The following is a 21,130-nucleotide window of genomic DNA, read 5'->3' on the forward strand; positions in this document are numbered from 1 at the left end:
GTGCCGGCCGGTGTCAACGGCCGGGCGACGGAGCGCGGACGACGTTGGTGAGCGCGTCCCCCCGCTCCAGCCGGTCGATGTTCTCGGCGATCTCGGTCGCGCGAGCGGCGAAGGTGTCGGCCGTGTGGCCCGAGTGGTGCGGGGTCATGAGTACGTTCGGCAGGTCCTGGAAGGGCAGCCGGCTCGGTGCGTCGGGCGGACCCGACCACCACACGTCCAGCGCGGCGCCCGCGATGGTGCCGGAGCCGAGCGCCTCGTAGAGCGCCTCCTCCTGGACCACCGGCCCGCGCGCCACGTTGACCAGCAGGGCCTCGGGGCCCATGGCCTTCAGTTCGGCGGGGCCGATCAGTCCGCGGGTGGCGGGGCTCAGCGGGACGGTGACCACCACGACGTCGGAGTCGGCGAGGAGTTCCGGCAGCCGGTCGTCGCCGCCGACCCAGTCGGGCCGCAGGTCCGCAGGGAACGGTGCCGAGGGGTCACGTCGTACGGCGCGGACCCGGAGGCCGACCGCCTGGCACAGCCGGGCGACCTCGGTGCCGGTCTCGCCGAAGCCGATGATGCCGACCCGGCGGCCGTGCAGTGTGGTCCCGAAGGGCAGTGCGGGATCGACCGCCACGTTGCTCCACCGCCCGGCGCGCAGCGCGCGGTCGGCGCCCAGGACGTCGCGGGAGAGCATCAGGACGGACATCAGCACGTGCTCGGCGATGGAGCGGCCGTGGTGGTGGGTGGTGGCGACGGTGACTCCCGGGTGGAGCGCGTCCAGCGGGATGCCGTCGTAGCCGGCGCCGACGACGTGGACGAGCCGCAGCCGCCGCGCGCGCCGGGCGTCCTCGGGACTCAGCTTCGAGCCGACGTAGACGTCGATGCCGACGACGGCCTCGGAGAACCGTGGGGCGTCCAGGTCGAAGGCTTCGAGCCAGTCGTGCCCGCCCTGTGTGGACGCCTTGAGCCGGTCGTGGAAGCGGCTCAGGATGCGGTGGTCGAGCATGATGCGCATCGGCCGCTCACCACCTGGGGGTCTTGGTGGAGAAGGACGGTTCGAAACGGCGCATGTAGCCGGTGTCGTCGCGGTCGCGCAGCCCGCAGTCGAGGTACTGCCGGTGCAGCCGGGCCAGGGCGTCCCGGTCCAGTTCGACGCCGAGTCCGGGAGCCGTCGGGACGGCGAGCCGGCCCTCGGCGAACCGCAGCGGAGCGGGGTCGACGACGTCCTCGTCGGGCCGCTTCCAGGGCCAGTGCGTGTCACAGGCGTAAGTCAGCCGTGGTGTCGCGGCGGCCAGATGGGTCATCGCGGCGAGGCTGATGCCGAGGTGCGAGTTGGAGTGCATCGACAGGCCGAGACCGAAGGTCTCGCACATCGCGGCGAGCTGCCCGCAGCGTCGCAGACCGCCCCAGAAGTGGTGGTCGGACAGGACGATACCGACGGCTCCCTTTGCCACAGCCGGGGCGAGGTCGTCGAAGGACACCACGCACATGTTGGTCGCCAGCGGCGTGGGCGTCTCGCGGGCCACGGCGGCCATGCCGTCGATGCCCTCGGTGGGGTCCTCCAGGTACTGCAGGACGCCGTCCAGCTCCCGGGCGACGTGCAGGGACGTCTCCGTACTCCATGCCGCGTTGGGGTCGAGCCGCAGCGGCAGCTCCGGGAACGCCTTGCGCAGCGCCTTGACCGCCGCGATCTCCTCGTCGGGCGGGAAGACGCCGCCCTTGAGCTTGATCGAGGTGAAGCCGTACGTGCCGATCATGCGGCGGGCCTGTTCGACCAGCCCCGCCGGGTCGAGGGCGGGGCCCCAGTCGTCGTCCTCCTGACCCGGGTGACCGGCCCATTTGTAGAAGAGGTACGCGCTGTAGGGGACCGAGTCCCGGACCGCTCCGCCCAGCAGGTCGCTGACCGGGCGGCCCACGAGCTTGCCCTGGATGTCCAGGCAGGCGACGTCGAAAGGGGACATGACGCGGTCCACGGTGCTGCTGCCCGTGACCATGCCGGACATGCCGTCGCCGCCCGTGGTGTCGGCGCCCAGCGCGCGGGTGGTGCGGGCGATCAGCTCGTTGAGGCTCCACACGTCCATGCCGGCCAGTTCGTCGGCGGTGCGGCGCAGCCGCTCCAGGTGCACAGCGCCGCCGTAGGTCTCGCCGACGCCGCTGACACCGGACTCGGTGGTGATCTCCACGATGGTGCGCAGGGCGTAGGGCTCGTGCACTCCGACCCTGTTCAGCAAGGGGTGGTCCCGGAAGGCCACGGGGGTCACGGTGACGCCGGCGATCCGCTCTGAGGTCCGAACCATGAATGCCATCCTCATATGTAGTCGGCGTTCTCATTTGTAGACAGCCAGGTGGGGCGGTGTCAATGGGTGGGCCCCGGCACCGGGGTGAGCAGGACTCCTTCGGTCATGAACCGCTCCACGTTGCGCAGCACCAGGTCGGCCATGGCCTCGCGGGTCTCCCGGGTGGCGCTGGCGATGTGGGGAAGCAGGACCACCCGGTCCGAGTCCAGGAGCGCCTGCGGCACGTTCGGCTCGTCGGCGAAGACGTCGAGCGCCGCGCCCGCGATCCGGCCCTCCTCCACCGCCGCGACCAGGGCGGGTTCGTCGACGACGCTGCCCCGCGCGACGTTCACCAGATGGCCCTCGGGACCGAGCGCGTCCAGTACCGCCGCCGACACCAGGCCCTCCGTGCCCGCGCCGCCCGCGACGGTGACGACGAGCGCGTCGCACGCCTCGGCCAGCGCCAGGGCGGTGGGCAGACGGCGGTAGGGGACGCCGGGCACCGGGAGGCGCGAGCAGTACGCCACCTCCACGCCGAACCCCTCGAGCCGTCGCGCCACGGCCCGGCCGATGCGGCCCAGCCCGAGGACGCCGACCCGCTTCCCGCTCACCCGCGCGGCCAGCGGGAAGGGCGCGGTGCTCCAGCCGCCGGCCCGCACGTACCGGTCGGCCGCCGACATCCGGCGCATGACGTCGATCAGCGCGCCGACGGCGAGGTCGGCCACGCAGTCGGTGAGCACGTCCGGGGTATTGCTGACGTCGATGCCGCGCGCCCGGGCGCGGACCACGTCCGTGGTCTCGTGGCCGACGCCGAAGTGCACGATCGCGCCCAGCCCCGGCAGCGCGTCCATCAGGGCATTGCCGACCCCGAACCGCGCGCTGGTGACGGCGACGGTCACCTCCCCGCCGTGGTCGCGCAGAAAGCGCTCCGGGTCGGGCAGTTCGTGCAGCCGCACAGTGCGGTGGCGCTCGGCGAGGGCCCGCTCCAGGCGGGAGAGGAGGGGGGAGACCTGGAGCAGGGTGGCCGGGGCTTGGGGGGCTTCGGTTGTGGTGCCGGGGCGGGACATGGTGCTCTCCTGTTCTTCGGCGAATTGCGGAATGCGGCGCTCCGCACTCTGGGGCGGAATCCCGTGGCCGTCGCGGGGCTGCCCGCCGCCGGACGGCGCGCGGCCCGGAGGGCTGTGACGCGGGAGCGGGACGGATCCGTTGCTGCACGTGTCTTGACGCTGCCGCAGTGCCGGTTTAGCTTCGGCGTTCACAGATGCAGACCGCGTACGCAAGTGTAGACAGCCTCTCGCAGCCGCCGTACGTGGAACGCGACACACCAGCACTCACCGGAGACAGGTAGACAATGAAGTTCTCCGTTTCCCCCCTCCCGCCCACCGGACGAAGGCGCCTGCGCGCGCCGACGGCGACACTCCTGGCGGGCACGGTGCTGCTGTCCAGCGGCTGCGCCGTGGCGGGCAGCGCCGCCGGTGACGCCGGCCGTGCCGACGGCCGCACCCTGCGGGTGGTGCTCACCCAGGAGCCACCGACCCTGGAACCCTGCGAGGCGTCGCTGACCGGCACCGGCGTGGTCGTCCGGTCCAACATCACCGAGCCCCTCGTCGAACGTGACCCCGACTCCGGCGAGCTGCACCCGCTGCTCGCGACCGGCTGGAAACAGACCGGCGACCGCACCTGGACCTTCGACACGCGTTCGGGGGTGACCTTCCAGAACGGCAAGCCGTTCACCGCGCAGGACGCCGCCTTCTCCATCGACCGGGCCGTCAACTCCGATCTGGCCTGCAACGTGGAGGGCTATGTCTTCGGGGACGAGGACCTGAAGGTGAAGGCGGAGAGCGACACCCGGCTGACCGTCACCACCGAGCGCCCCGACCCGATCCTGCCGCTGCGCCTGAGCTTCGTGGAGATCGTGCCGCGCACGACGGACCCCGATTCCAAGGTCCGCGTCCCCATAGGCACCGGCCCCTACGCCGTCAGCTCCTGGAAGGCCGGAGCGGCGATCGACCTCAGCCGCTACGACGACTACTGGGGCGACGCCCCGGACTTCCCCCGCGCCCGCTACGTGTGGCGCAGCGACGCGAGTGTCCGCGCCGCCATGATCGACAAGGACGAGGCGGAGATCGCCGTGGCCCTCGACCCGGTCGAGGCCGGGAAGGACACCACTGTCGCCTACCCCAACAACGAGACCACCGCGCTGCGACTGGACGGCCGCGAGGCGCCGCTCGACGACCTACGGGTACGCCGCGCCGTCGACCTGGCGGTGGACCGGGAGGGCATCATCGACGCGCTGCTCGGCGGACTCGCCGAACCGGCGGGCCAGCTGGTCCCGCCCGGAGTCGTCGGACACGACGAGGGGATCGAACCCGTCCGGCAGAACGTGGCCGAGGCCAAGGCCCTGATCGAGGAGGCCGAGGCCGACGGCGTACCCGTCGGCCGGCAGATCACCCTGGTCGCCCGCAACGGCATGTTCTCCGGGGTGTCGGAGACGGCGGAGGCGCTCCAGTACCAGATGCAGCGGATCGGACTGAACGTCAAGGTCCGTATGGCGGACACCGCCACCCAGCTCCAGTACCAGCTCCGGCCGCTGCCCGAGAACGTCGGCCCCATCGCCCTGCTGATCATGCACGGCAACCAGGCCGGTGACGCGGCCTTCACCACGAGCCAGTACCTGCTGAGCGACGGCCCCCAGTCCACGTTCGGCACCGAGGAGCTCGACCGGCGCATCGACGACGCCGGCGCGCTCTCCGGCGAACAGCGCCAGACGGCCTTCGCCAACCTGCTCGCGGACCAGAACAGGACGGTCGTCCAGTACGCCCACCTGGCCCACATGAGCGGACTGCTCGGCCTGTCACCGTCCATCCGGTACGAGCCGAACTCCGCCACAGGCGACGAGATGCGGCTGGCAGAGGTCGGCCCGGCGAAGGCGGGACGGCACTGACATGGTCACTTTTCTGCGCAAACGCATCCTCTCCAGCGCCGTCCCCCTGGTGTGCGTGGTACTGGGCGTGTTCTTCCTGGCCCGGATGACCGGCGACCCGGTCGACCTCTACCTCCCGCTGAGCGCCACCGCCGAACAGCGCGCGGAGTTCTCCGCCGCACAGGGCTTCGACCTCTCCGTCCCGGCCCAGCTGTGGAACTACCTCGCCGACGCCGCACGGCTGGACTTCGGCACTTCGCTGCGGACCGGGCAGTCCGCCACCGAGATGGTGCTGGACGCCTTCCCCGTCACCCTCCAGCTCGCCGGCGTCACCATGCTGCTGGCGATCACCGGGGCGGTGCTGATCGGCAGCCTGGCCGCCTACCGGCCCAACTCCCTGGTCGACCGGATCGCCGGCCTGCTGTCGATGACGGCCGCCAGCATCCCCGACTTCTGGTTCGCCGTCATGGGCGTCCTGGTCTTCGGCGTGAGCCTCGCCTGGCTGCCCACCTCGGGCACCCTCGGGGGGCCCGAGGTCTGGGTCCTGCCCGTCGCGACCCTTCTCATCCGCCCCTTCGGCGTGCTGGTCCAGGTGGTCCGCGGCAGCATGGTCTCCGCTCTCTCCGCGCCGTACGTGAAGGTCGCCCGCGCCAAGGGCGCCACGCCCCAGCGGGTGATCTTCGGCCACGCCCTGCGCAACGCCGTGACCCCGGTGCTCACCGTGGCCGGTGACCTGACGGTGGGCCTGGTCAACGGCGCCGTCATCGTGGAGACGATCTTCGGCTGGCCCGGCATCGGCAAACTCATGATCGACTCCATCCTTCAGCGCGACTTCGCGGTGCTCCAGGCCGCCGTCCTGATGACCGCCGTGACGATCTTCGCGCTGAACATCCTCGTCGACGTCTGCCACGCGCTGACCGACCCCCGAGTACGTCAGGCGGTGCCGGCGTGAGCGAAGGACGCATCGTGACCGAAGAAACCGAAGAAGAGGTCCCCGCCGCGAACGGGCGCGAGGACGCCCCGGGCCCCACCCCCGCCCCCAAGAGCCCGCCGCGCTGGTGGCTGCTGCTCGGCCGGGACCGGGTCGCCGCCGCCGGAGCCGTCGTCCTCTCCGTGGTCCTCCTGGTCGCCCTCTTCGGCCGGCTCCTCATCGGCGACCGCGCACAGCGCCAGGACCTGGACGCCTCCCTGCGGGCGCCCTCCCTGAGCGACGGCTTCTACGGACTGCTCGGCACCGACGTCCTCGGGCGCAGCGTGCTGGCCCGGCTGATCGACGCGGCGGGGACGACCCTGTCCGTGGCCGTCCCCGCGGTGCTCTGCTCGCTGGTGATCGGATCGGCGATCGGCCTGTGGGCCGGCTACCACGGGGGGCGCCGGGAAAGCGTGGCGATGCGCGTCGCCGACGTCATCCTCAGCTTCCCCTCCCTGCTCATCGCGGTCGTCGTGCTGTACGTCTTCTCGCCCTCCGCGCTCAACATCGTGCTGATCCTCGCCGTGGCCCGCATCCCGGTGTACCTACGCACCTCCCGCGCGGAGGCGGCCGAACTGCGCAGCCGCCTGTTCGTCGACGCGGCCCGCACCTTCGGCACCCCCAGCCGGCAGATCATCCACCGGCACATCCTTCCGATCGCCCTGCCGACGCTGCTGACGGTCGCCACCCTCGACTTCTGCTTCGTGATGCTCACCGAGTCCTCGCTGAGCTTCCTGGGCATCGGCATCCAGCCCCCGGACGTCAGCTGGGGCCTGATGGTCGCCCAGGGCCGGCAGTACCTCCAGACCGCCTGGTGGATCACTGTGCTGCCCGGGCTGGCCATCGTGCTCACCACCGTCTCCGCCACGGTGCTCGCCGCCTGGGCCCGCATCGCCACCGACCCCGCCCAGCGCTGGCGCCTGACGCTGCCCCGCAAGCGCCGCGGGGCCTCCGCCGCCGTTCCCCCGGAGATGATCCCGTGACGACCGCACCCGCGCCCGCCCCCTCCACCACCGGACCCGCCCTCGACGTCGAAGGGCTGTGCGTGGACCTGAGCACGGCCTCCGGAACGGTACGCGCCGTGGACGGCGTCAGTTTCAGCGTCCGCCGGGGCCGCACCCTGGCCCTGCTCGGCGAGTCCGGCTGCGGCAAGTCGATGACCGCGCTGTCGGTCGTGGGACTGCTCGACCCCGCGGCGGAGGTGACCGGAGGCGCCGTACGGGTCAGGGGCGAGGACACCCTGCGCCTCAGCCCGGCCGAGCGCCGCAAACTGGCCGGCCCCGTCCTGTCCATCGTCTTCCAGGACGCCCTGACCGCCCTCAACCCGGTGCAGCCGGTGGGCCGGCAGATCGGCGAGCCGTTCCGCATCCACCGCGGGCTCTCCCGGCGCGCGGCCCGGGAGAAGGCGATCGAGCTGATGACCCGCGTCGGCATCCCCGAACCGAGACAGCGGGCCAAGTCCTACCCGCACCAGTTCTCCGGCGGCATGCGCCAGCGGCTGCTGATCGCGATGGCCGTCGCCCTCGACCCCGACGTGCTCATCGCCGACGAGCCGACCACCGCCCTCGACGTCACCGTGCAGGCCCAGATCATGCGGCTGCTGCGGGACCTCCAGGACGAGCGGGACATGGCCGTCGTACTGATCACCCACGACCTCGCCGTGGTCGCCCAGCGCGCCGACGACGTGGTCGTGATGTACGCCGGAACAGTTGTGGAGAAGGGCACGGTGCGCGAGGTCTTCTCCGCGCCCCGCCACCCCTACACCCTCGGACTGCTCGACTCCGTCCCCGAGGACGCCGAGCGCGGACAGCCGCTGCCCGCCGTCCCCGGCAGCCCGCCCGAGCTGAGCGCGGTGCCGTCCGGCTGTGTCTTCCAGGCCCGCTGCCCGCTGGTCCGGGAACGCTGCGTCCGGGAACGGCCGTCCCTGCGCGCCACCGGCGACGGACGTTCGGCCGCCTGTCACTTCTCCGAGGAGCTCGACCGTGCCTGACTCCCGCACCACCACCGGGACCGCCGTGCCCCCCACCGACGCACACCCGCTGCTGGAGGTCCGCGGTGTCACCAAGGGCTTCGGAGGCGGCCGCCGCCGGCTGACCGCCCTGGACGGGGTGGACCTACGGCTCGACCGGGGAGAGACCCTCGGGCTCGTCGGCGAGTCCGGCTGCGGCAAGTCCACCCTCGCCCGGGTGCTGCTCGGGCTGGAGCGCCCGGACGCGGGCACGGTGCGCTACGACGGTGTCGACCCGTTCGCCCTGCGCGGCAAGGAACTGCTGAACTGGCGGCGCCGCGTCCAGATGGTGTTCCAGGACCCCTTCGCCTCGCTCAACGCCCGTATGTCGGCCGCCGATCTGATCGGCGAGCCCTGGCGCACCCACCGGGACGTCGTCCCCGACTCCAAGGCCCGCGAGAAGCGGATCCGTGAACTGCTCTCCCTGGTCGGGCTGCGGGAGAGCGACGCCCACCGCTACCCCAACGAGTTCTCCGGCGGCCAGCGCCAGCGCATCGGCATCGCCCGCGCGCTGGCCCTGGACCCCGACCTCATCGTGTGCGACGAGCCGGTCTCCGCCCTGGACCTGTCGGTGCAGGCGCAGGTCCTCAACGTGCTCTCGGAACTCCAGTCCCGGCTCGGCGTCGCGTACGTGTTCATCTCCCACGACCTGTCCGTGGTGCGGTACATCTCCGACCGGGTGACGGTGATGTATCTGGGCAAGGTCATCGAACACGGCGGGACCGAGGACGTGTTCGACCGTCCCCAGCACCCCTACACCGCCGCGCTGATGTCGGCGGCACCGGTCCTGGACGCCTCCCGCGCGGCTCACGACCGGGAGATCCAGCTCAAGGGCGAGGTCCCGTCGCCCTTCGACATCCCCTCCGGCTGCCGCTTCCGCACCCGCTGCCCACGCGCCGAGGACATCTGCGCCACCGCGGAGCCCCCGGTCGTCGTCCGGGAGTCCGCGGGCGCGGGCGACGACCACACCGCACTGTGCCACTTCCCCCTGGAGGCGCGGTCCGCGTGGGCGTGACCGGCACGGAGTTCGCTCTGCTCGCCCTCTCGGTGGGCGTCGGGGCGGTGCTCCAGGTGTCCGTCGGCTTCGGCCTGGGCATGATCGCCGCGCCGGTGTTCTCCCTGGTCGACCCCGCCTCGGCACCGCCGGTGGTGTTGCTGCTCGCCGCCGGGGTGACGGCGGCGGTACTGGTGCGGGAGCGGGGCGTGGCGGACCTGCGCGGCTGCGGCTGGGCCCTCGTCGGACGGGTGCCGGGAACGGTCGCCGGAGCGCTCCTTGTGGTGGTGCTGCCGGCGAAGCACCTCGCGCTGCTCATCGCCGGGGTGGTGCTCACCGGCGTCGCGGTGAGCGCGGCGGGGTACGCACCACGGGCGCGGCGCTCCTCGGTGTTCCTGGCCGGGATGGCCTCGGGGCTGATGGGCACGGCGACCTCCATCGGGGGTCCGCCGATGGCGATGGTGTGGCAGCGGCTGGGCGGGCCCCGGCTGCGGGCCACGATGAGCGCGTTCTTCCTGGCGGGCTCGCTGATGAGCCTGGTCGCGCTGGCGGCGGCGGGGGCGATCGGCGCGCACACCCTGCAGCGCACGGTGCTGCTCGCGCCGGCGGCGGCCGCCGGCGTGCTGCTCGCCGGTCCACTGACCCGCAGGCTTGACGCGCGGCACACCCGCACGGCGGCCATGACGCTCGCCGCCGCCGGTGCGGCGGGGCTGGTGGCGCAGCAACTGCAGTCTTAGAAAACCGGAGGAGCAGCCGGGCCCCGAAGAGCGGCTCACGGACATACAGGGCAATGGCAGGAACGAAGACGCCGGCCCGCAAACGGCGCCGAGCCGGGACCGCTCTACCCCACGGCACCGAGCGGATCAGCCCCGCTGTCGCGACGAGTCCTGTACGGCGGCTCACCGGTCGCCGCTGAAGTGGTCGCGGATTTCGTCGCTGCAGTCGTCCGCGCCAACCCGGGTTCGCGTGAAGGCCAGCACGCCATCGTCGTCGCCTTCTTGCTTGGCCTTGGCCAGCTGCGTCTCGATGTCCGCGATGTACTCGGCGCATTCTGCGCTGACGGGCTTCTCGGGTTGCGGACCAGGCGCCGGGAAGGCGTTGAGTGCGACGGTGGCGGCGATACCGACCGCACACAGCAACACCCACGCGACAACCCACGCGCGGCGGCTCATCGGTAACGGGTTGGGCATCCAGGCATCCTACGAGCGCCACGCGGACTGGCGCCGAGTGCAGCGTTGTCTCAGCGGCCGGCCACCCAGCGCGCGTGCTTGACGAGCCTGAACGCCTCACCGGTGGGGACGGCGTCCTGTGGCATCGCCTTCCCGCCCCTGCATGCCGCAGGCTGGAGGGAGAATCCCGGGGTGGATCCGTCCGACCGCGGTGGTCACCGGAAGGAGCTTGCGGCCACCGGCCACCTGGCGCGGCTGTGGCGCCCGGTCGGCGAGTCGCGGAGCATCGGTGTATGGCGGGCCGACGACGAGCACGATCTCCACGAGAAGGTGTTCGGCACGCTGCCACTGCGACCGTGGATGACGCGCACCGTCACCGCGCTCGAGTCCCATCCCAACGATCCGGGCGGGACCGGCGCCACGCCTTGACCGCCACGACCCACTCCCCCGGCTGGGCCGGTCCGATCCCTGCCCTCATCTTTGGAGCCGCTCATGACCACCCCACGGGACCTGTTGATCGTCGCCCTGGACGCGGTGCCCGACCGCCCCGTGGAGTCGGGCGACCTCTCCCTCGCGCTCGCGGGAGCCGAGGTGATCGACCTCCTCGCCGCCCGGGCACTCACCCTGGACGGTGAGCACATCGTGCCGGACAACCCGTGGCCCACGGGGGACCGCCTGCTGGACGAGGCCGCGTCGTCGTCGGCCCGGCAGGTGCCGTATGAGTCGGTCGACGACTGGCTGTGGCGCCGGGGCCGCGGCCTGTCCACGGCCTATCGGGCCGCCATGGAGGAGGACGGACAGCTCACCCGGCAACGCCGCCGCTGGGCGCTGTTCGAGACCGGCCGCCTCGTGCCGGCCGATTCGCCGGCACGCCGCCGGGCGGCGGACCGGTGGACGTCGCACGAGCCCGTCCTGGCCGCCCTGGCGGCGGCGCTCGGCATAGGCTGCCGGCGGACGATGGACGACGCCCCGGCCGTGGCCGACGACGCAGTCGTGACCGTACTGATCGCCGTCCACAACGCGGTGAGGGAACTGGAGGCCGTCCGGCAGCGGCGGGCCATCGAGCAGGACGCCTTCGACAACGTCTGGCGGGGCTGAGTGGTCCGAGCGGGATGCGTTCTCGTGCCGGACTGGCGGTCGAGTGGGACCCCAGACGTGGGATCAGTCCCCGGACGTCTGCCCCCGGCCCGGCACCTGGGGTGACATCGCGGCTGCGGCCTCCGCCTTGGCGTCGCTCACCGCGGCGGCGGCCTGCTTCTCTGCCTCGTCAGCGGCAGCCGCGGCGTCGAGCGAAACCACCGAGCCCGCTTCGAGCCCGGGAACCCGGCTTGCGTCCGATGTGTCGTCGGCGTCGGCGGTGGCTGCTTCCTCCGGCTGCGCGGCCGTGGGCGGACCCGCCGTCGGCTGGTCACCGAACGCACGGGTGACGGTCCGCACCGCCTCCGTCAGCTCCCCCGGGATCACCCAGAACGTGTTGTTGTCGCTGCTCGCCAAGTGCGGGAGCGTCTCCAGATACTTGTAGGCCAGGACCTTCGGGTCGGCGTTGTTGCGATGGACGGCCTGGAAGACGAGTTCCACCGCCTTGGCCTCGCCGTCCGCCCGAAGGATCATGGCCTGTTGCGTGCCCTGGGCCTCCAGGATGTCCTTCTGCTTAGTGCCTTCCGCAGTAAGGATCTTGGCTTGCCGCTCCCCTTCGGCGTGCAGAATGGCCGCGCGCTTGTCACGCTCGGCCCGCATCTGCTTCTCCATCGCCTCCTTGATGGTGTGCGGTGGATCGATGGCCTTGATCTCGACGCGGTTGACCCGGATGCCCCACTTTCCGGTGGCGTCGTCGAGCACGGCGCGCAGCCGGGAGTTGATCTCCTCACGCGAGGTGAGCGTCTCCTCCAGGTCCATGCTGCCGATGACGTTGCGCAGCGTGGTCACGGTGAGCTGATCGATCGCGTGCAGGTAATCGGCGACCTCGTAGGCCGCCGCCCGTGGATCCGTGATCTGGTAGTAGAGCACGGTGTCGATGTTCACCACGAGGTTGTCCTCCGTGATCACCGGCCTGGGGTCGGAGGAGTAGACCTGCTCGCGCACGTCGAGTTTGGTGTTGATGCGGTCCGCCACCGGCACGACGACGTTCAGGCCGGGTTGCAGCGTGCGGCGATATCGGCCGAACCGCTCGATGTTGTAACGGCGCGCCTGCGGGACGATCCGCACGGTGGAGGCCACGAGGAAGACGACGACGATGGCCGCCACAAGAATAAGGATGACAACTGGATCCACAGTGTGCCTCCGTCGCTGTGCGCGTTCAGCCGTTCACGGAAGGAGCTCGCGGGGGTAGACGATGGCTGTGGCGCCTTCGATCTCCATGACGTCCACCAGCGCTCCGATGGGTATCACATGGCTCTCGTCGAGTGCGCGGGCTGACCATTCCTCGCCCGAGAGCTTGATCAGGCCGTGCGTTGCGGTGACCTCCTGTACGACCTCGGCCCGTTTGCCGATCAGCGCGTCACTGCCCTCGCGTGTGAGGGGGGTCTGCGCCATGTGCCGCAGCGCGACGGGACGGACGATGACAAGACCCGCTGCCGCTGTTGTCGCGAAGGCGACGAGTTGGCCGAGCATGCCGATGCCCGCACCTGCGACCACGGCGGCCACCAACGCCGCGCCCGCCATCAGCCCGAAGGCCAGTGTCAGGGTGAAGAACTCCGCGGCGCCCAGCACCCCCGCGGCAAGCAACCATACGAACCACGGCATCGCACCGCCCTCCTTACAGGGGCTTCCCCACCGAGATACCCGCCGTAACGCGGGGCAGAACGGACACGGGAGCCGTGGTTCATGATCGTTGCAGGGATTGTCGTTCTATGAGTATGGGCTCAGCAGAACGTTCTGGGCCCTAGGCTCGGGCCATGAGCAGGACCGACCGCGCCAGCCGGGTCATCGCGGCACCACCGGCGACTGTCTACGGCGCCCTCCTCGACCGGGAGTCGCTCGAGGCCTGGCTGCCGCCGGACGGAATGCGCGGGCGGGTCGAGCGGTGGGATCCCCGGCCTGGCGGCGGGTTCCGGATGATCCTCACCTACCTCGACTCCACCGACAGCCCCGGCAAGACCTCGGAGGCGACGGACGTCGTCGACGTCGGGTTCGCCGACTTGGTGCCACCGGAGTGTGTGGTGCAGCGGGCGGTGTTCGAGGCCGACGATCCGTCGTACGCAGGCACCATGACCATGACCTGGCGCCTCGCCGCCGTCGGTGACGGGACCGAGGTGACCGTCACCGCCACCGACGTGCCACCCGGCATCGGCCAAGCGGACCATGAGGCCGGGATCGCCTCCTCGCTGGCCAACCTGGCGTCGTACGTCGAAGCGGCGAGCTGACTCAGGTCCTCGGTTGCGGCTTACCGCCTCGCCTTCCTACGGCCCGAAGTGGACGTGTGAGGCCCAGCCGAGCGGGGCGTCGGGGGCGCGGCGGCGGGCCTCCAGGACCGCGCGGTGGAGGGCCCGGGGTGTGCGGGAGGGGTGGATGCGGCCCGCGGGGTCGCCCAGCAGGGCGTACACCTCGTCGGTCAGGGCGCGGGCGCTGTCGTCACCGATGGGCCACAGGGTGGAGACGACGTGCCGGAAGTTGCCGAGGAGGAGGGCCGCCGCCAGGTGGATGGCCTCGTTGGGCAGGTCGGTGCCGCCGACGGCGGTCTGGCAGCCGGAGAGCACGGCCAACTGGGGCGTCTCCAGGTCGAGTCGGGCCAGGTCGGTGACCGTGAGCGGCCGGTCGTGCAGGTACAGGGCGCCCTTGCTGGGGTCGGCGAGGTTCTGGCCGGCGTGGCAGGCGAAGTGGACGCAGGTGTGGCCGTCGAGCAGGTACAGCGCCTGCTGGGCGGTGGCGGCCGCGCCGAGCCGCAGGGTGTGCCGTTCGGGGAAGCGGCGGCGCAGCGCTTCGGCCTCCTGGCGGGCGCCGGGCAGCGGGGTGAGGTGGGACGCGTACGGCGGTGGGTCGCCGAGGGCCAGGATCAGCAGCCGGCGTACGTGGTCGGGCGGCGCGGTGGGGCGCCGGGCCCGCAGGAGGCCGCGCAGGGTCGGCATGTACGAGGAGACCACGCGGGCCAGGACGGCGTCGTACTCGCGCTCGTCGTCGGGGTCGTGGTAGCCGGCGGCGTGCAGGGGCAGCAGGGCGAGCGGGCCGGTCGCGCACCACCACACGCGTCCGCCCCGCCAGGACGGGGCTAGCTCGGAATCGAGGACCGGCGCGGCGACCGTGTCCCACAGCCACTCCAGGGTGCTCAGCAGGGCCTGCTGGGTGGGTCCGGTAGGCGTCCCGGGGTCGTCGAGGCGTTCGAGGGCGGCGAGGTAGTCCCGCGTGCGGCGCTGCGCCGCGGGAGCGGTCAAGCCGGGCAGGGGGACGACATGGACCCGGCCGGGGGTGACAACGAGGGCGTCGCAGCGGAACCGGCTTACGTTGACGAGGATCATGGGGCCGCCGGCGGTCGCGGCCGAGAGGTCGGCGAAGGGCAGCGGCTTCAGGAAGTGCGCGAAGCCCGGCAGGAGCCGGATCTCGTCGAGCAGGGTGTCCCAGGCACGGGCCAGGCGGCGCCGGTACTCGGCGTCGTCATCGGGTCCGGTACGGCCGTCGGGCAGGTCGTCGAGGCCCGCCCGCAGTTCCTCCAGGCGGGCCGCCTGATCGGGGTGGGCGGTGTGCAGCGCGGTGAGGTCGGTACGGGTGTCGAGGACCTGGCTCCACAGGACGGAGCGGCCCTGGTCGAGAAGTTCGACGGCCTGTTCGGGCCACCCGGCGAGGACCGCGCAGGCGGCGGCGTCGGTGGCCAGGTGGGCGTACGGGGCGAGGCGGCGCTCTCGGTCGCCGCGGGGCAGTCCGCGCCAGGTGAGAAGCGCGAGCAGGTCGACGGCGGCCGCGTAGGCGTCGGCGGCCTCGGCCCAGTCGCCCTTCCCGTCGGCGGCGCGGGCGGCGGCGAAGTCGCCCCAGGCGACGGCGGCTTGGAGGCGCTCGGCCGGGGGCGAGGTGTCGGCGTGGGTGGCCGCCTCGCGGGACAGGGCCAGGCAGCGGGCCGCGTCGCCGGGGTGGGCGGCGGCCGGTCCGGCGAGGCTGCGGTCGCCCAGCATCCGGGCGAGGGTGCGCAGGACGTGGGCGCGTCGGGGAGAGGAGGGGTGCAGCGCGTGGGCGACCGTGTCGGTGAGGTCGATCGCCTCGTCGAGGTCGGCTGCCTCGCCGTGCCGTGCCCACCGATCCCACAGGGCGAGGCCGAGGTTGGTCCGCAGGTGCTTGTCCGAGGTTCCCGGCGGCTGGAGTCGCGCGGCCTCCCGTCCGGCGGCGACGGACTCCTCGAGGTCGTCGGCGTCGTCGGTGAGCAGGTAGCGGATGCGCAGGCGGTTGCACAGGGCGGTGAGGGCGCTGCGCCGGTGCTCGCCGGGCGGGCCGCCCACGATGTCGTCGGTCAGGGCGAGGACGGCGCGTCCGGAGTCGACGCACTGGTCGAGGTCGGTGCGGTGGCCGGTGTGCCGGTACCGGGTCAGCAGGACGAGGCCGAGCATGGACTGCCGGTCGTGCAGGTCGACGGTGCTCTCGGCGGGCGTCGTTTCGACCGCGCGGCGTGCGGAGGCGACCGCTTCCTCCAGGTCGCCTGCGGCGCCGTCGCGTTCGAAGCGGCGGACGAGGGCTCCGGCGAGGTGGGCGAGTTCCTTGCCGCGTCCGCCGGTCAGTTCGAGGACTCCGGCGAGCGAGCCGCCGGTCATGCGGTCGAGTTCCTCGACGGTGAGGTCCTGGCGGTTCAGCTGGTTGCGCAGTTGCTGGACGGTGGCGTCGGGACCGTGCGCGCCTCGGCGCAGGTGGTCGACGGCGGCGTCGAGGTCGCGGGGGTCGCCCTCGTGCTCGAAGCGCAGCAGCAGTCCGGCGCCCAGGTCGGCGTGGACGAGCGCCTGGTAGGGGTGGGTGTCCGGCATGCCGGTGAGCAGGCGGCGGCTGATGTCGACGGCCTCCGTGAGGGCCTCGGTGTCGCCGGTGTGCCGGAAATGTCCGATGAGGGTGTTGACGCGGTTGCTGTGACGGACGACGGAGCTGGGGTCGTCGGGGTCGCCGCCCGCCTGGCCGGCCGGCACGGCGGGCGGGTCGGCCGGGCCTGAGACGAAGGTGCTGGAGCGCAGGACCGGTACCGCCTTCTCCTCGTGGCGGGTGTGGATCTCGCGCCGGCGTTCGGTCACGGTGGCCAGCAGGTCGCGGGCGCGGGTGTGCCGGGGGTCGTCGGGCGGGAGGCGGTCCAGCGCGGCCGTCAGGCAGGTGTGAGCCTCGTCGAGGTCGCGCGCGGTGCCGCTGTGTTCCTGGCGGCGGAGCAGGGCGGCGGCGAGGTCGAGGGCGACGGGGCCGTGTTCCCCGTCGGCGGGGCCGGCAGCGTCGCGGGCCTGCCTTAGGGCGTCCACGCCCTCGTCGAGGTCGGAGAGGGTGCCGGAGTCCTCGTGGCGGGCGACGAGGTGGGCACCGAGCCGGTGCAGGGTCCGTCGGCGGTATCCGGTCAGGTCGAGCGGCCGGGACAGCAGGTCTCGCCACCGCTGGACGGCCGCGTCGCGGGTCTCGGGCGTGCCGAGGCGTTGGTGGCGGGCGTCGGCGATCATGGCGAGCAGGGTGCGGAACGGCACCTGGTTGCCGTCGCCCTCGGGGCACAGCCGCACCGCCTGCCGGACCGACTCCTCGGCCGCGTCCAGGTCCGCCGCGTCCTGCTCGGCCGCATAGCGGTTCAGCAGGGCCTGGCCCAGATAGGCGGCGTAGGGCGCGCGGTCGGGGAAGTCCGGGGGCAGGTCGCGCAGGGCGCCGCCGAGCAGTTCGATGCCCTGGTCGAGGTCGAGCAGGCCTCCCCCCTCCGGTGTCTGGGAGCGGTCGACCAGTTCGCGCCCCTCCTCGGCTCGCTGGTGGGGCGTCGGTGGGCGGCGGAGCGGCCGGCGGGTCACGTCCAGGGCACGGCCGGCGGCGTTCTCCCGTTCCAGGGCGACCAGTTCGGTCCGCAGGGCCGAAGCCGCCGCCGGACCGCCACGCGCGGCGGCCGTGGACACGGCCTCCTTCATCGCGCCCAGCGCCTCGTCCAGGTCTTCCTGGGCGTGCTCGCGGACGTAGCGGTCGTACAGCGTCGCCGCGAAGCTCCTGAGCTGGTCCGGCGACGGGCCGCCTGTGGGCCTGGCGTCGGCGACGGCGCCCCGCAGCACGTCCACCGCCTCGTCGAGGTCCCGCGACGCCCGGGTGTGGGCGTGGCGGGCCTGCAGGACGGTGCCCAACGTGAAGCGGGCGGCGAGGTGTTCACTTTGGCCGGGCGGTACGGCGGCGAGGTACTTGCGGCACATCCGTACGGCGGCTGCCGCGTGGGCGGCCGTGTCGTGCCGGTCCGTCCGGCGGGTGAGGGTGGCGACGAGTGCGTGCAGCGCGGCGACGCGTGTGGGGTCGCCGGTGGCGGTGAGTGCGAGTGCGGAGCGTCCCCACCCTTCGGCGCGGTCGAGGTCGCCCGCGTCCTCGAAGGTCACGGCGCGTTCGAGCCAGTGGACGGCGAGGAGCAGGGCGTAGGGGCACCGGCGCGGATGGGCCGGGGGCAGGTCGGCCACCGCGTTTTCCAATGCGACGAGGAAGGCGACGGGATCGGCGCCGCCGTCCTTCTCGGCCTGCGCGAACGAGGCGGCGGTCTCGGCGCGGGTCTCCGGGTCGGCCCCGAACTCCACGGCCAGGTCCCACAGGGGCGCGGGGAGCAACTGCGGCCGGGTGTCGTGCAGCAGGCCCAGGGCCGCGGCGATGTAAGAGGCCTCGGGAAGTACGGCGCCCTGGCGCAGGACCAGTTCGCGGGCGAGGTAGAGCAGGCCCACCAGAGTGAGGACCCGCTCCCGCTCGGGCGAGCGGGGCGGCGCCTCGGCGACTTGAGCCAGCAACTTGTCGGCATCACTCAGGAGTTGAGTACGGGCGACCTCGGCCGCGCGTCCGGTGCTCAGGTACCGGGTGACGCTGTCCTCGATCCGCCGCTCGGGATCGCCCCAGGCCCGTAACCTCATCCCGCCCCATCCTTTTCCCCGCCGTCACCCACCTGGCCTGTGGCACCCTGACGACACGACAGGCACACAACGATACGACCGTTCACCCCAGAGTGACCGACCTTGCGCGGAGGGTCCATGACGTCCGAGGAACCGACCGAGTCCGAGGCGCTCGCCATATGGTGTGCCCGGTTGCCGGGGCTGCGCGAGCAGGCGCGACGGACGGGTGTCGGTGAGCGGCTGGACCGGGACGTGGCCCGGGTCCAGGAAGGCGGTTCGGCGCTGCGCGCGGTGCGCAAGTGGGTACGGGACGGGGACCCTGAGGTCGTCCGAGCCTGGTCGGGCCGCGACGTGCTCGGCCTGGTCGGCTTCCCGGGCGTCACACGGCCGACGCCGGTCGGCACGGGCACCTACGTCTGTCCGCGTGAGCGGTGCGACCGGACGGCGGGGCGGGACGCGCAGGGGCATGTACCGGTGTGCCACGCCTTCGGTGCGGCCATGCGGCCGACGGCGTGACCTGCGATGGTCACGGGTGTACTCGCCGAACTGAACCGGCATGTGAACAGCCGCTGGTTCACCGCCGTGCTCCTGCCGGGCCTGCTGCTGGTCACCGTAGGGGTGGCGGGCCGGCACCTCGGTCACGAAGGGGCGCTGAGCGCCGACGAGTTGCGGGTGTGGGCCGAGTCGGTGTGGCACGGCTGGCACCGGGAGCCGTCCGGGGCGGCGGTGGACGTCGGCCTGGCGCTGCTCGCGGCGGGCGTGGTGGGCGCGCTCGCGAGTGAACTGGGCGTGGCCGTCGAGCGGGTGTGGCTGAGCGCCAGGCCCTCCGGTGGCGGGCGGCGGCGCCGTAGGGCGGTGCGCGCGGCCGAGCGGGCCGGGGTGGAGACCGTGGCGGCGTATCTGCCGCAGCGTCGGACGTGGATGAGCGACCGGATCAGGCTGGTCGAGGCGCGGACGCGGGCGCAGTACTGGTTCGACGCCTCGGCGGCCTGGCCCCGGCTGTGGCTGCTGCTGGGCGACGAGGCGCGCAGGCCCGTGATCAGCGCGCGGGCCGCCTTCGCGGATGCGGTGTCCCTGGCCGGCTGGGCCTGCCTCTACGCGCTGGTGGGGATCGTGTGGTGGCCGGCCCTCGTGGTCGGGGCCTGCGTCTTCCTCACCGGGTGGCGCCGGGCGCGCACCGCTCTGGACGATCTGGCGACGCTCATCGAGTCGGCCGTCGACGTCCACCACCGTGCGCTCGCCGAGGCGCTGGGTGTCCCCCTCGGTACGGAGGGGGTCGGGGCGGCGGAGGGCGCCCGGATCGACGACATGCTCCGCAAGGGCGGCGCCTGAACACACCGCGACGCGCCCTGCGGTGAGGTGCGGGGCGCCCCGCAGGCATGGTCCCGCGTGCAGCGTCTCGCAGCGCTCGGCCCGGTCAGGTTGATACCGCCGGCACGCCCCGCGGGAAGCCGCACGGGACTGATCGTCGTCCTCGGGGACAGCATCGTCCCGTCGGCCCGTATCCGCCGCGAGCCGCGACACCTGCGCCCATCCAGAGACTAGGTCCTGGCGATCTCTCGCCGGTGCTGATGGGTGAATCGGCGCAGGAGTTCCTCTGTCTCCCGGTGCTCGGCCCTGCGGTCGTCGCTGCCCTCGCTGGGCCGGGAACTCCAGACCCGACGTGCCAGGGCGTCGGCGAGATCGACGGTGTCGTCGGCGCACAGCAGGTAGAGGGCCGACCGGGCTTCCTGCAGCCGGCCCGCCAGTTCGTTGGCCCCGGCGCCGTCGTCACTCAGCCGGTTCTCCCGAAGGTAGTCGATGAGCTGGACCACGGCGGCGTTGAAGCCGACCCCGGCTTTCAGCTTCTGTTCGCGCAGCCACATGCGGTCTTGCCGACGCGCGGTGAACCACGACCCGAACACGGCCCCTATGAGACCGAAACCAGCCCCGATGGCCACGGACAGGATATTCACCACGTCAGCTCTCTCCCCCCGGCACACAGCTGGCAGCAGGCTACTGGCCATCAGGCACCCCAACGGACAGGCGCTGGACGCAAGGCCGCGGTTCCTGCAGGCCACCGACCCGGGAGGAACCCGGACCGTTGCTCAGTAGCCGGGCGGGATCCGGTCCTGCGGTCCGTCAGCAGCCCCTGCCGCGTCGCCGTCCCCACGCGCCCGCGTGGCCACCGCAGGGTCACTCGAGTCCGAGACCAGCTCCGCGATGCGCAGGGTGCACTCCCACTCCGTCAGCTTGCCTTTGATCACCACCAGGTATGACTCCTGCTCGGCGAAGCGGTACACGCGGCGCCGCTTCTCGACAATGTTCTTGCTGGGTGAGTACGTGTGGAGGGCGGCGCGGAGGGCCTTCAGTGCCTCGTCCTTCGTCTCCAGCCCGCGGCGGATGAACTCGGTCCTGTACGTGTCGCTGTAGTACTCCGCTGTCACGACCCAGTTGCCGTTGCCCATGCCCCTGCTCCCGCTCGGCGCCGTTGCCAGTCAGCCACAGCTCACGCTTCGAGGCAAGGGTGGTGCGGCGCCAGGGGCGGTCTTCGTGTGGAGGCGGTGGAGGGGACGAGCGGCTGTCCACCTCCGGACCGGGAGTGCGTAACGGCCGGACAGGGCCGGTCCGGATCGCGCAGCGCCCGCACACATCCGCCTGCGGCCGCCAATACACCTGGCCAACAAGCAGTGTTGGTGCCTGCGGTGGCGCGGGCTGTCTGGCTGTGGAGGCGGTTGTGGAGCCGTCGGCAGGGTTGCGACCTCTGCGGCTGGGTGCAGGTGGGGTGGCGGTGGTTTCTGAGCTGCTCGTTTGCCGCCAGGTGAGGGACTTGAG

At 72.4% G+C, this 21,130-nt stretch carries 20 protein-coding genes; 11 read left to right on the plus strand and 9 right to left on the minus strand.

The window, feature by feature from the left end; translation table 11 throughout:
• Nucleotides 1-13: 13 nt before the first annotated feature.
• The 3 genes from CNQ36_RS00610 to CNQ36_RS00620 are packed head-to-tail and all read right to left on the minus strand — an operon-like array spanning nucleotide 14 to nucleotide 3,325.
• Nucleotides 14-997, minus strand: coding sequence for a 2-hydroxyacid dehydrogenase (locus tag CNQ36_RS00610; protein WP_121544473.1), 984 nt, complete (start codon nucleotides 995-997; stop codon nucleotides 14-16).
• Between the two features lie 7 nt (nucleotides 998-1,004).
• Nucleotides 1,005-2,279, minus strand: a complete 1,275-nt coding sequence (locus tag CNQ36_RS00615) for a glucarate dehydratase family protein (RefSeq protein ID WP_163013165.1) — start codon at nucleotides 2,277-2,279, stop codon at nucleotides 1,005-1,007.
• A gap of 59 nt (nucleotides 2,280-2,338) precedes the next feature.
• A complete protein-coding gene (locus tag CNQ36_RS00620) occupies nucleotides 2,339-3,325 on the minus strand; it encodes a 2-hydroxyacid dehydrogenase (RefSeq protein ID WP_163013166.1) in 987 nt (328 codons plus the stop codon).
• Between the two features lie 284 nt (nucleotides 3,326-3,609).
• Between CNQ36_RS00620 and CNQ36_RS00625 the strand changes: the two genes are divergently transcribed.
• From CNQ36_RS00625 to CNQ36_RS00650, 6 genes are read left to right on the plus strand one after another with little or no spacing between them, the layout of a single operon-like run.
• Nucleotides 3,610-5,202, plus strand: coding sequence for an ABC transporter substrate-binding protein (locus CNQ36_RS00625; RefSeq protein ID WP_163013167.1), 1,593 nt, complete (start codon nucleotides 3,610-3,612; stop codon nucleotides 5,200-5,202).
• Between the two features lies 1 nt (nucleotide 5,203).
• A complete protein-coding gene (locus tag CNQ36_RS00630) occupies nucleotides 5,204-6,133 on the plus strand; it encodes an ABC transporter permease (protein ID WP_121544475.1) in 930 nt (309 codons plus the stop codon).
• 14 nt (nucleotides 6,134-6,147) lie between these two features.
• Nucleotides 6,148-7,134 (plus strand): ABC transporter permease, encoded by a 987-nt coding sequence (locus tag CNQ36_RS00635; protein WP_121544476.1) that lies wholly within the window; start codon nucleotides 6,148-6,150, stop codon nucleotides 7,132-7,134.
• Nucleotides 7,131-8,141 (plus strand): ABC transporter ATP-binding protein, encoded by a 1,011-nt coding sequence (locus CNQ36_RS00640; protein ID WP_121544477.1) that lies wholly within the window; start codon nucleotides 7,131-7,133, stop codon nucleotides 8,139-8,141. The genes CNQ36_RS00635 and CNQ36_RS00640 overlap by 4 nt, the downstream gene beginning before the upstream one ends.
• A complete protein-coding gene (locus tag CNQ36_RS00645) occupies nucleotides 8,134-9,174 on the plus strand; it encodes an ABC transporter ATP-binding protein (RefSeq protein ID WP_121544478.1) in 1,041 nt (346 codons plus the stop codon). Before CNQ36_RS00640 ends, CNQ36_RS00645 begins: the two co-directional genes overlap by 8 nt.
• Nucleotides 9,165-9,890, plus strand: a complete 726-nt coding sequence (locus CNQ36_RS00650; RefSeq protein ID WP_121544479.1) for a sulfite exporter TauE/SafE family protein — start codon at nucleotides 9,165-9,167, stop codon at nucleotides 9,888-9,890. Before CNQ36_RS00645 ends, CNQ36_RS00650 begins: the two co-directional genes overlap by 10 nt.
• Nucleotides 9,891-10,052: 162 nt before the next feature.
• On the opposite strand, the gene CNQ36_RS00655 is transcribed toward CNQ36_RS00650, so the two are convergent.
• Nucleotides 10,053-10,343 carry a hypothetical protein gene (locus CNQ36_RS00655; protein WP_121544480.1) on the minus strand — a complete coding sequence of 97 codons (291 nt, stop codon included), beginning with the start codon at nucleotides 10,341-10,343 and terminating at the stop codon, nucleotides 10,053-10,055.
• Between the two features lie 171 nt (nucleotides 10,344-10,514).
• Here CNQ36_RS00655 and CNQ36_RS00660 point away from each other — a divergent pair, with 171 nt between their 5' ends.
• Together CNQ36_RS00660 and CNQ36_RS00665 are read left to right on the plus strand one after the other, a co-directional pair.
• On the plus strand, nucleotides 10,515-10,751 hold the full coding sequence (locus CNQ36_RS00660) for a muconolactone Delta-isomerase family protein (protein ID WP_228312880.1): 237 nt from the start codon (nucleotides 10,515-10,517) through the stop codon (nucleotides 10,749-10,751).
• Between the two features lie 63 nt (nucleotides 10,752-10,814).
• Nucleotides 10,815-11,420 (plus strand): GOLPH3/VPS74 family protein, encoded by a 606-nt coding sequence (locus tag CNQ36_RS00665; protein ID WP_121544481.1) that lies wholly within the window; start codon nucleotides 10,815-10,817, stop codon nucleotides 11,418-11,420.
• Between the two features lie 63 nt (nucleotides 11,421-11,483).
• Here CNQ36_RS00665 and CNQ36_RS00670 read toward each other — a convergent pair whose 3' ends face one another.
• Nucleotides 11,484-12,593, minus strand: coding sequence for an SPFH domain-containing protein (locus tag CNQ36_RS00670; protein ID WP_121544482.1), 1,110 nt, complete (start codon nucleotides 12,591-12,593; stop codon nucleotides 11,484-11,486).
• A gap of 33 nt (nucleotides 12,594-12,626) precedes the next feature.
• On the minus strand, nucleotides 12,627-13,064 hold the full coding sequence (locus CNQ36_RS00675) for an NfeD family protein (RefSeq protein ID WP_121544483.1): 438 nt from the start codon (nucleotides 13,062-13,064) through the stop codon (nucleotides 12,627-12,629).
• A gap of 152 nt (nucleotides 13,065-13,216) precedes the next feature.
• Here CNQ36_RS00675 and CNQ36_RS00680 point away from each other — a divergent pair, with 152 nt between their 5' ends.
• Nucleotides 13,217-13,684: an SRPBCC family protein gene (locus tag CNQ36_RS00680; RefSeq protein ID WP_121544484.1), complete on the plus strand. Its 468-nt coding sequence runs from the start codon at nucleotides 13,217-13,219 to the stop codon at nucleotides 13,682-13,684.
• A gap of 36 nt (nucleotides 13,685-13,720) precedes the next feature.
• Here the strand turns inward: CNQ36_RS00680 and CNQ36_RS00685 are convergent, their stop codons facing one another.
• Nucleotides 13,721-18,337 (minus strand): CHAT domain-containing protein, encoded by a 4,617-nt coding sequence (locus CNQ36_RS00685; RefSeq protein ID WP_121544485.1) that lies wholly within the window; start codon nucleotides 18,335-18,337, stop codon nucleotides 13,721-13,723.
• Between the two features lie 117 nt (nucleotides 18,338-18,454).
• On the opposite strand from CNQ36_RS00685, the gene CNQ36_RS00690 reads away from it, so the two are divergent.
• Together CNQ36_RS00690 and CNQ36_RS00695 are read left to right on the plus strand one after the other, a co-directional pair.
• A complete protein-coding gene (locus tag CNQ36_RS00690) occupies nucleotides 18,455-18,832 on the plus strand; it encodes a hypothetical protein (protein WP_004936659.1) in 378 nt (125 codons plus the stop codon).
• A gap of 6 nt (nucleotides 18,833-18,838) precedes the next feature.
• Entirely contained in the window at nucleotides 18,839-19,648 is an 810-nt protein-coding gene (locus tag CNQ36_RS00695; RefSeq protein WP_163013168.1) for a hypothetical protein, read from the plus strand.
• 209 nt (nucleotides 19,649-19,857) lie between these two features.
• Here CNQ36_RS00695 and CNQ36_RS00700 read toward each other — a convergent pair whose 3' ends face one another.
• Nucleotides 19,858-20,274, minus strand: a complete 417-nt coding sequence (locus CNQ36_RS00700) for a hypothetical protein (protein ID WP_121544487.1) — start codon at nucleotides 20,272-20,274, stop codon at nucleotides 19,858-19,860.
• 129 nt (nucleotides 20,275-20,403) lie between these two features.
• Nucleotides 20,404-20,763 (minus strand): hypothetical protein, encoded by a 360-nt coding sequence (locus tag CNQ36_RS00705; protein WP_121544488.1) that lies wholly within the window; start codon nucleotides 20,761-20,763, stop codon nucleotides 20,404-20,406.
• Nucleotides 20,764-21,130 lie beyond the last annotated feature (367 nt).

It is taken from the genome of Streptomyces fungicidicus (assembly GCF_003665435.1).
In the GTDB taxonomy this organism is placed as follows: Bacteria; Actinomycetota; Actinomycetes; order Streptomycetales; family Streptomycetaceae; genus Streptomyces; species Streptomyces fungicidicus.

What these genes read in the sequence shown, in the direction of transcription:
- CNQ36_RS00610 (WP_121544473.1), bottom strand. Translation starts at nt 997, where the DNA reads ATGCGCATCATGCTCGACCACCGCATCCTGAGCCGCTTCCACGACCGG.
- CNQ36_RS00615 (WP_163013165.1), bottom strand. Translation starts at nt 2,279, where the DNA reads ATGGTTCGGACCTCAGAGCGGATCGCCGGCGTCACCGTGACCCCCGTG.
- CNQ36_RS00620 (WP_163013166.1), bottom strand. Translation starts at nt 3,325, where the DNA reads ATGTCCCGCCCCGGCACCACAACCGAAGCCCCCCAAGCCCCGGCCACC.
- CNQ36_RS00625 (WP_163013167.1), top strand. Translation starts at nt 3,610, where the DNA reads ATGAAGTTCTCCGTTTCCCCCCTCCCGCCCACCGGACGAAGGCGCCTG.
- CNQ36_RS00630 (WP_121544475.1), top strand. Translation starts at nt 5,204, where the DNA reads ATGGTCACTTTTCTGCGCAAACGCATCCTCTCCAGCGCCGTCCCCCTG.
- CNQ36_RS00655 (WP_121544480.1), bottom strand. Translation starts at nt 10,343, where the DNA reads ATGCCCAACCCGTTACCGATGAGCCGCCGCGCGTGGGTTGTCGCGTGG.
- CNQ36_RS00665 (WP_121544481.1), top strand. Translation starts at nt 10,815, where the DNA reads ATGACCACCCCACGGGACCTGTTGATCGTCGCCCTGGACGCGGTGCCC.
- CNQ36_RS00675 (WP_121544483.1), bottom strand. Translation starts at nt 13,064, where the DNA reads ATGCCGTGGTTCGTATGGTTGCTTGCCGCGGGGGTGCTGGGCGCCGCG.
- CNQ36_RS00680 (WP_121544484.1), top strand. Translation starts at nt 13,217, where the DNA reads ATGAGCAGGACCGACCGCGCCAGCCGGGTCATCGCGGCACCACCGGCG.
- CNQ36_RS00685 (WP_121544485.1), bottom strand. Translation starts at nt 18,337, where the DNA reads ATGAGGTTACGGGCCTGGGGCGATCCCGAGCGGCGGATCGAGGACAGC.
- CNQ36_RS00690 (WP_004936659.1), top strand. Translation starts at nt 18,455, where the DNA reads ATGACGTCCGAGGAACCGACCGAGTCCGAGGCGCTCGCCATATGGTGT.
- CNQ36_RS00695 (WP_163013168.1), top strand. Translation starts at nt 18,839, where the DNA reads ATGGTCACGGGTGTACTCGCCGAACTGAACCGGCATGTGAACAGCCGC.
- CNQ36_RS00705 (WP_121544488.1), bottom strand. Translation starts at nt 20,763, where the DNA reads ATGGGCAACGGCAACTGGGTCGTGACAGCGGAGTACTACAGCGACACG.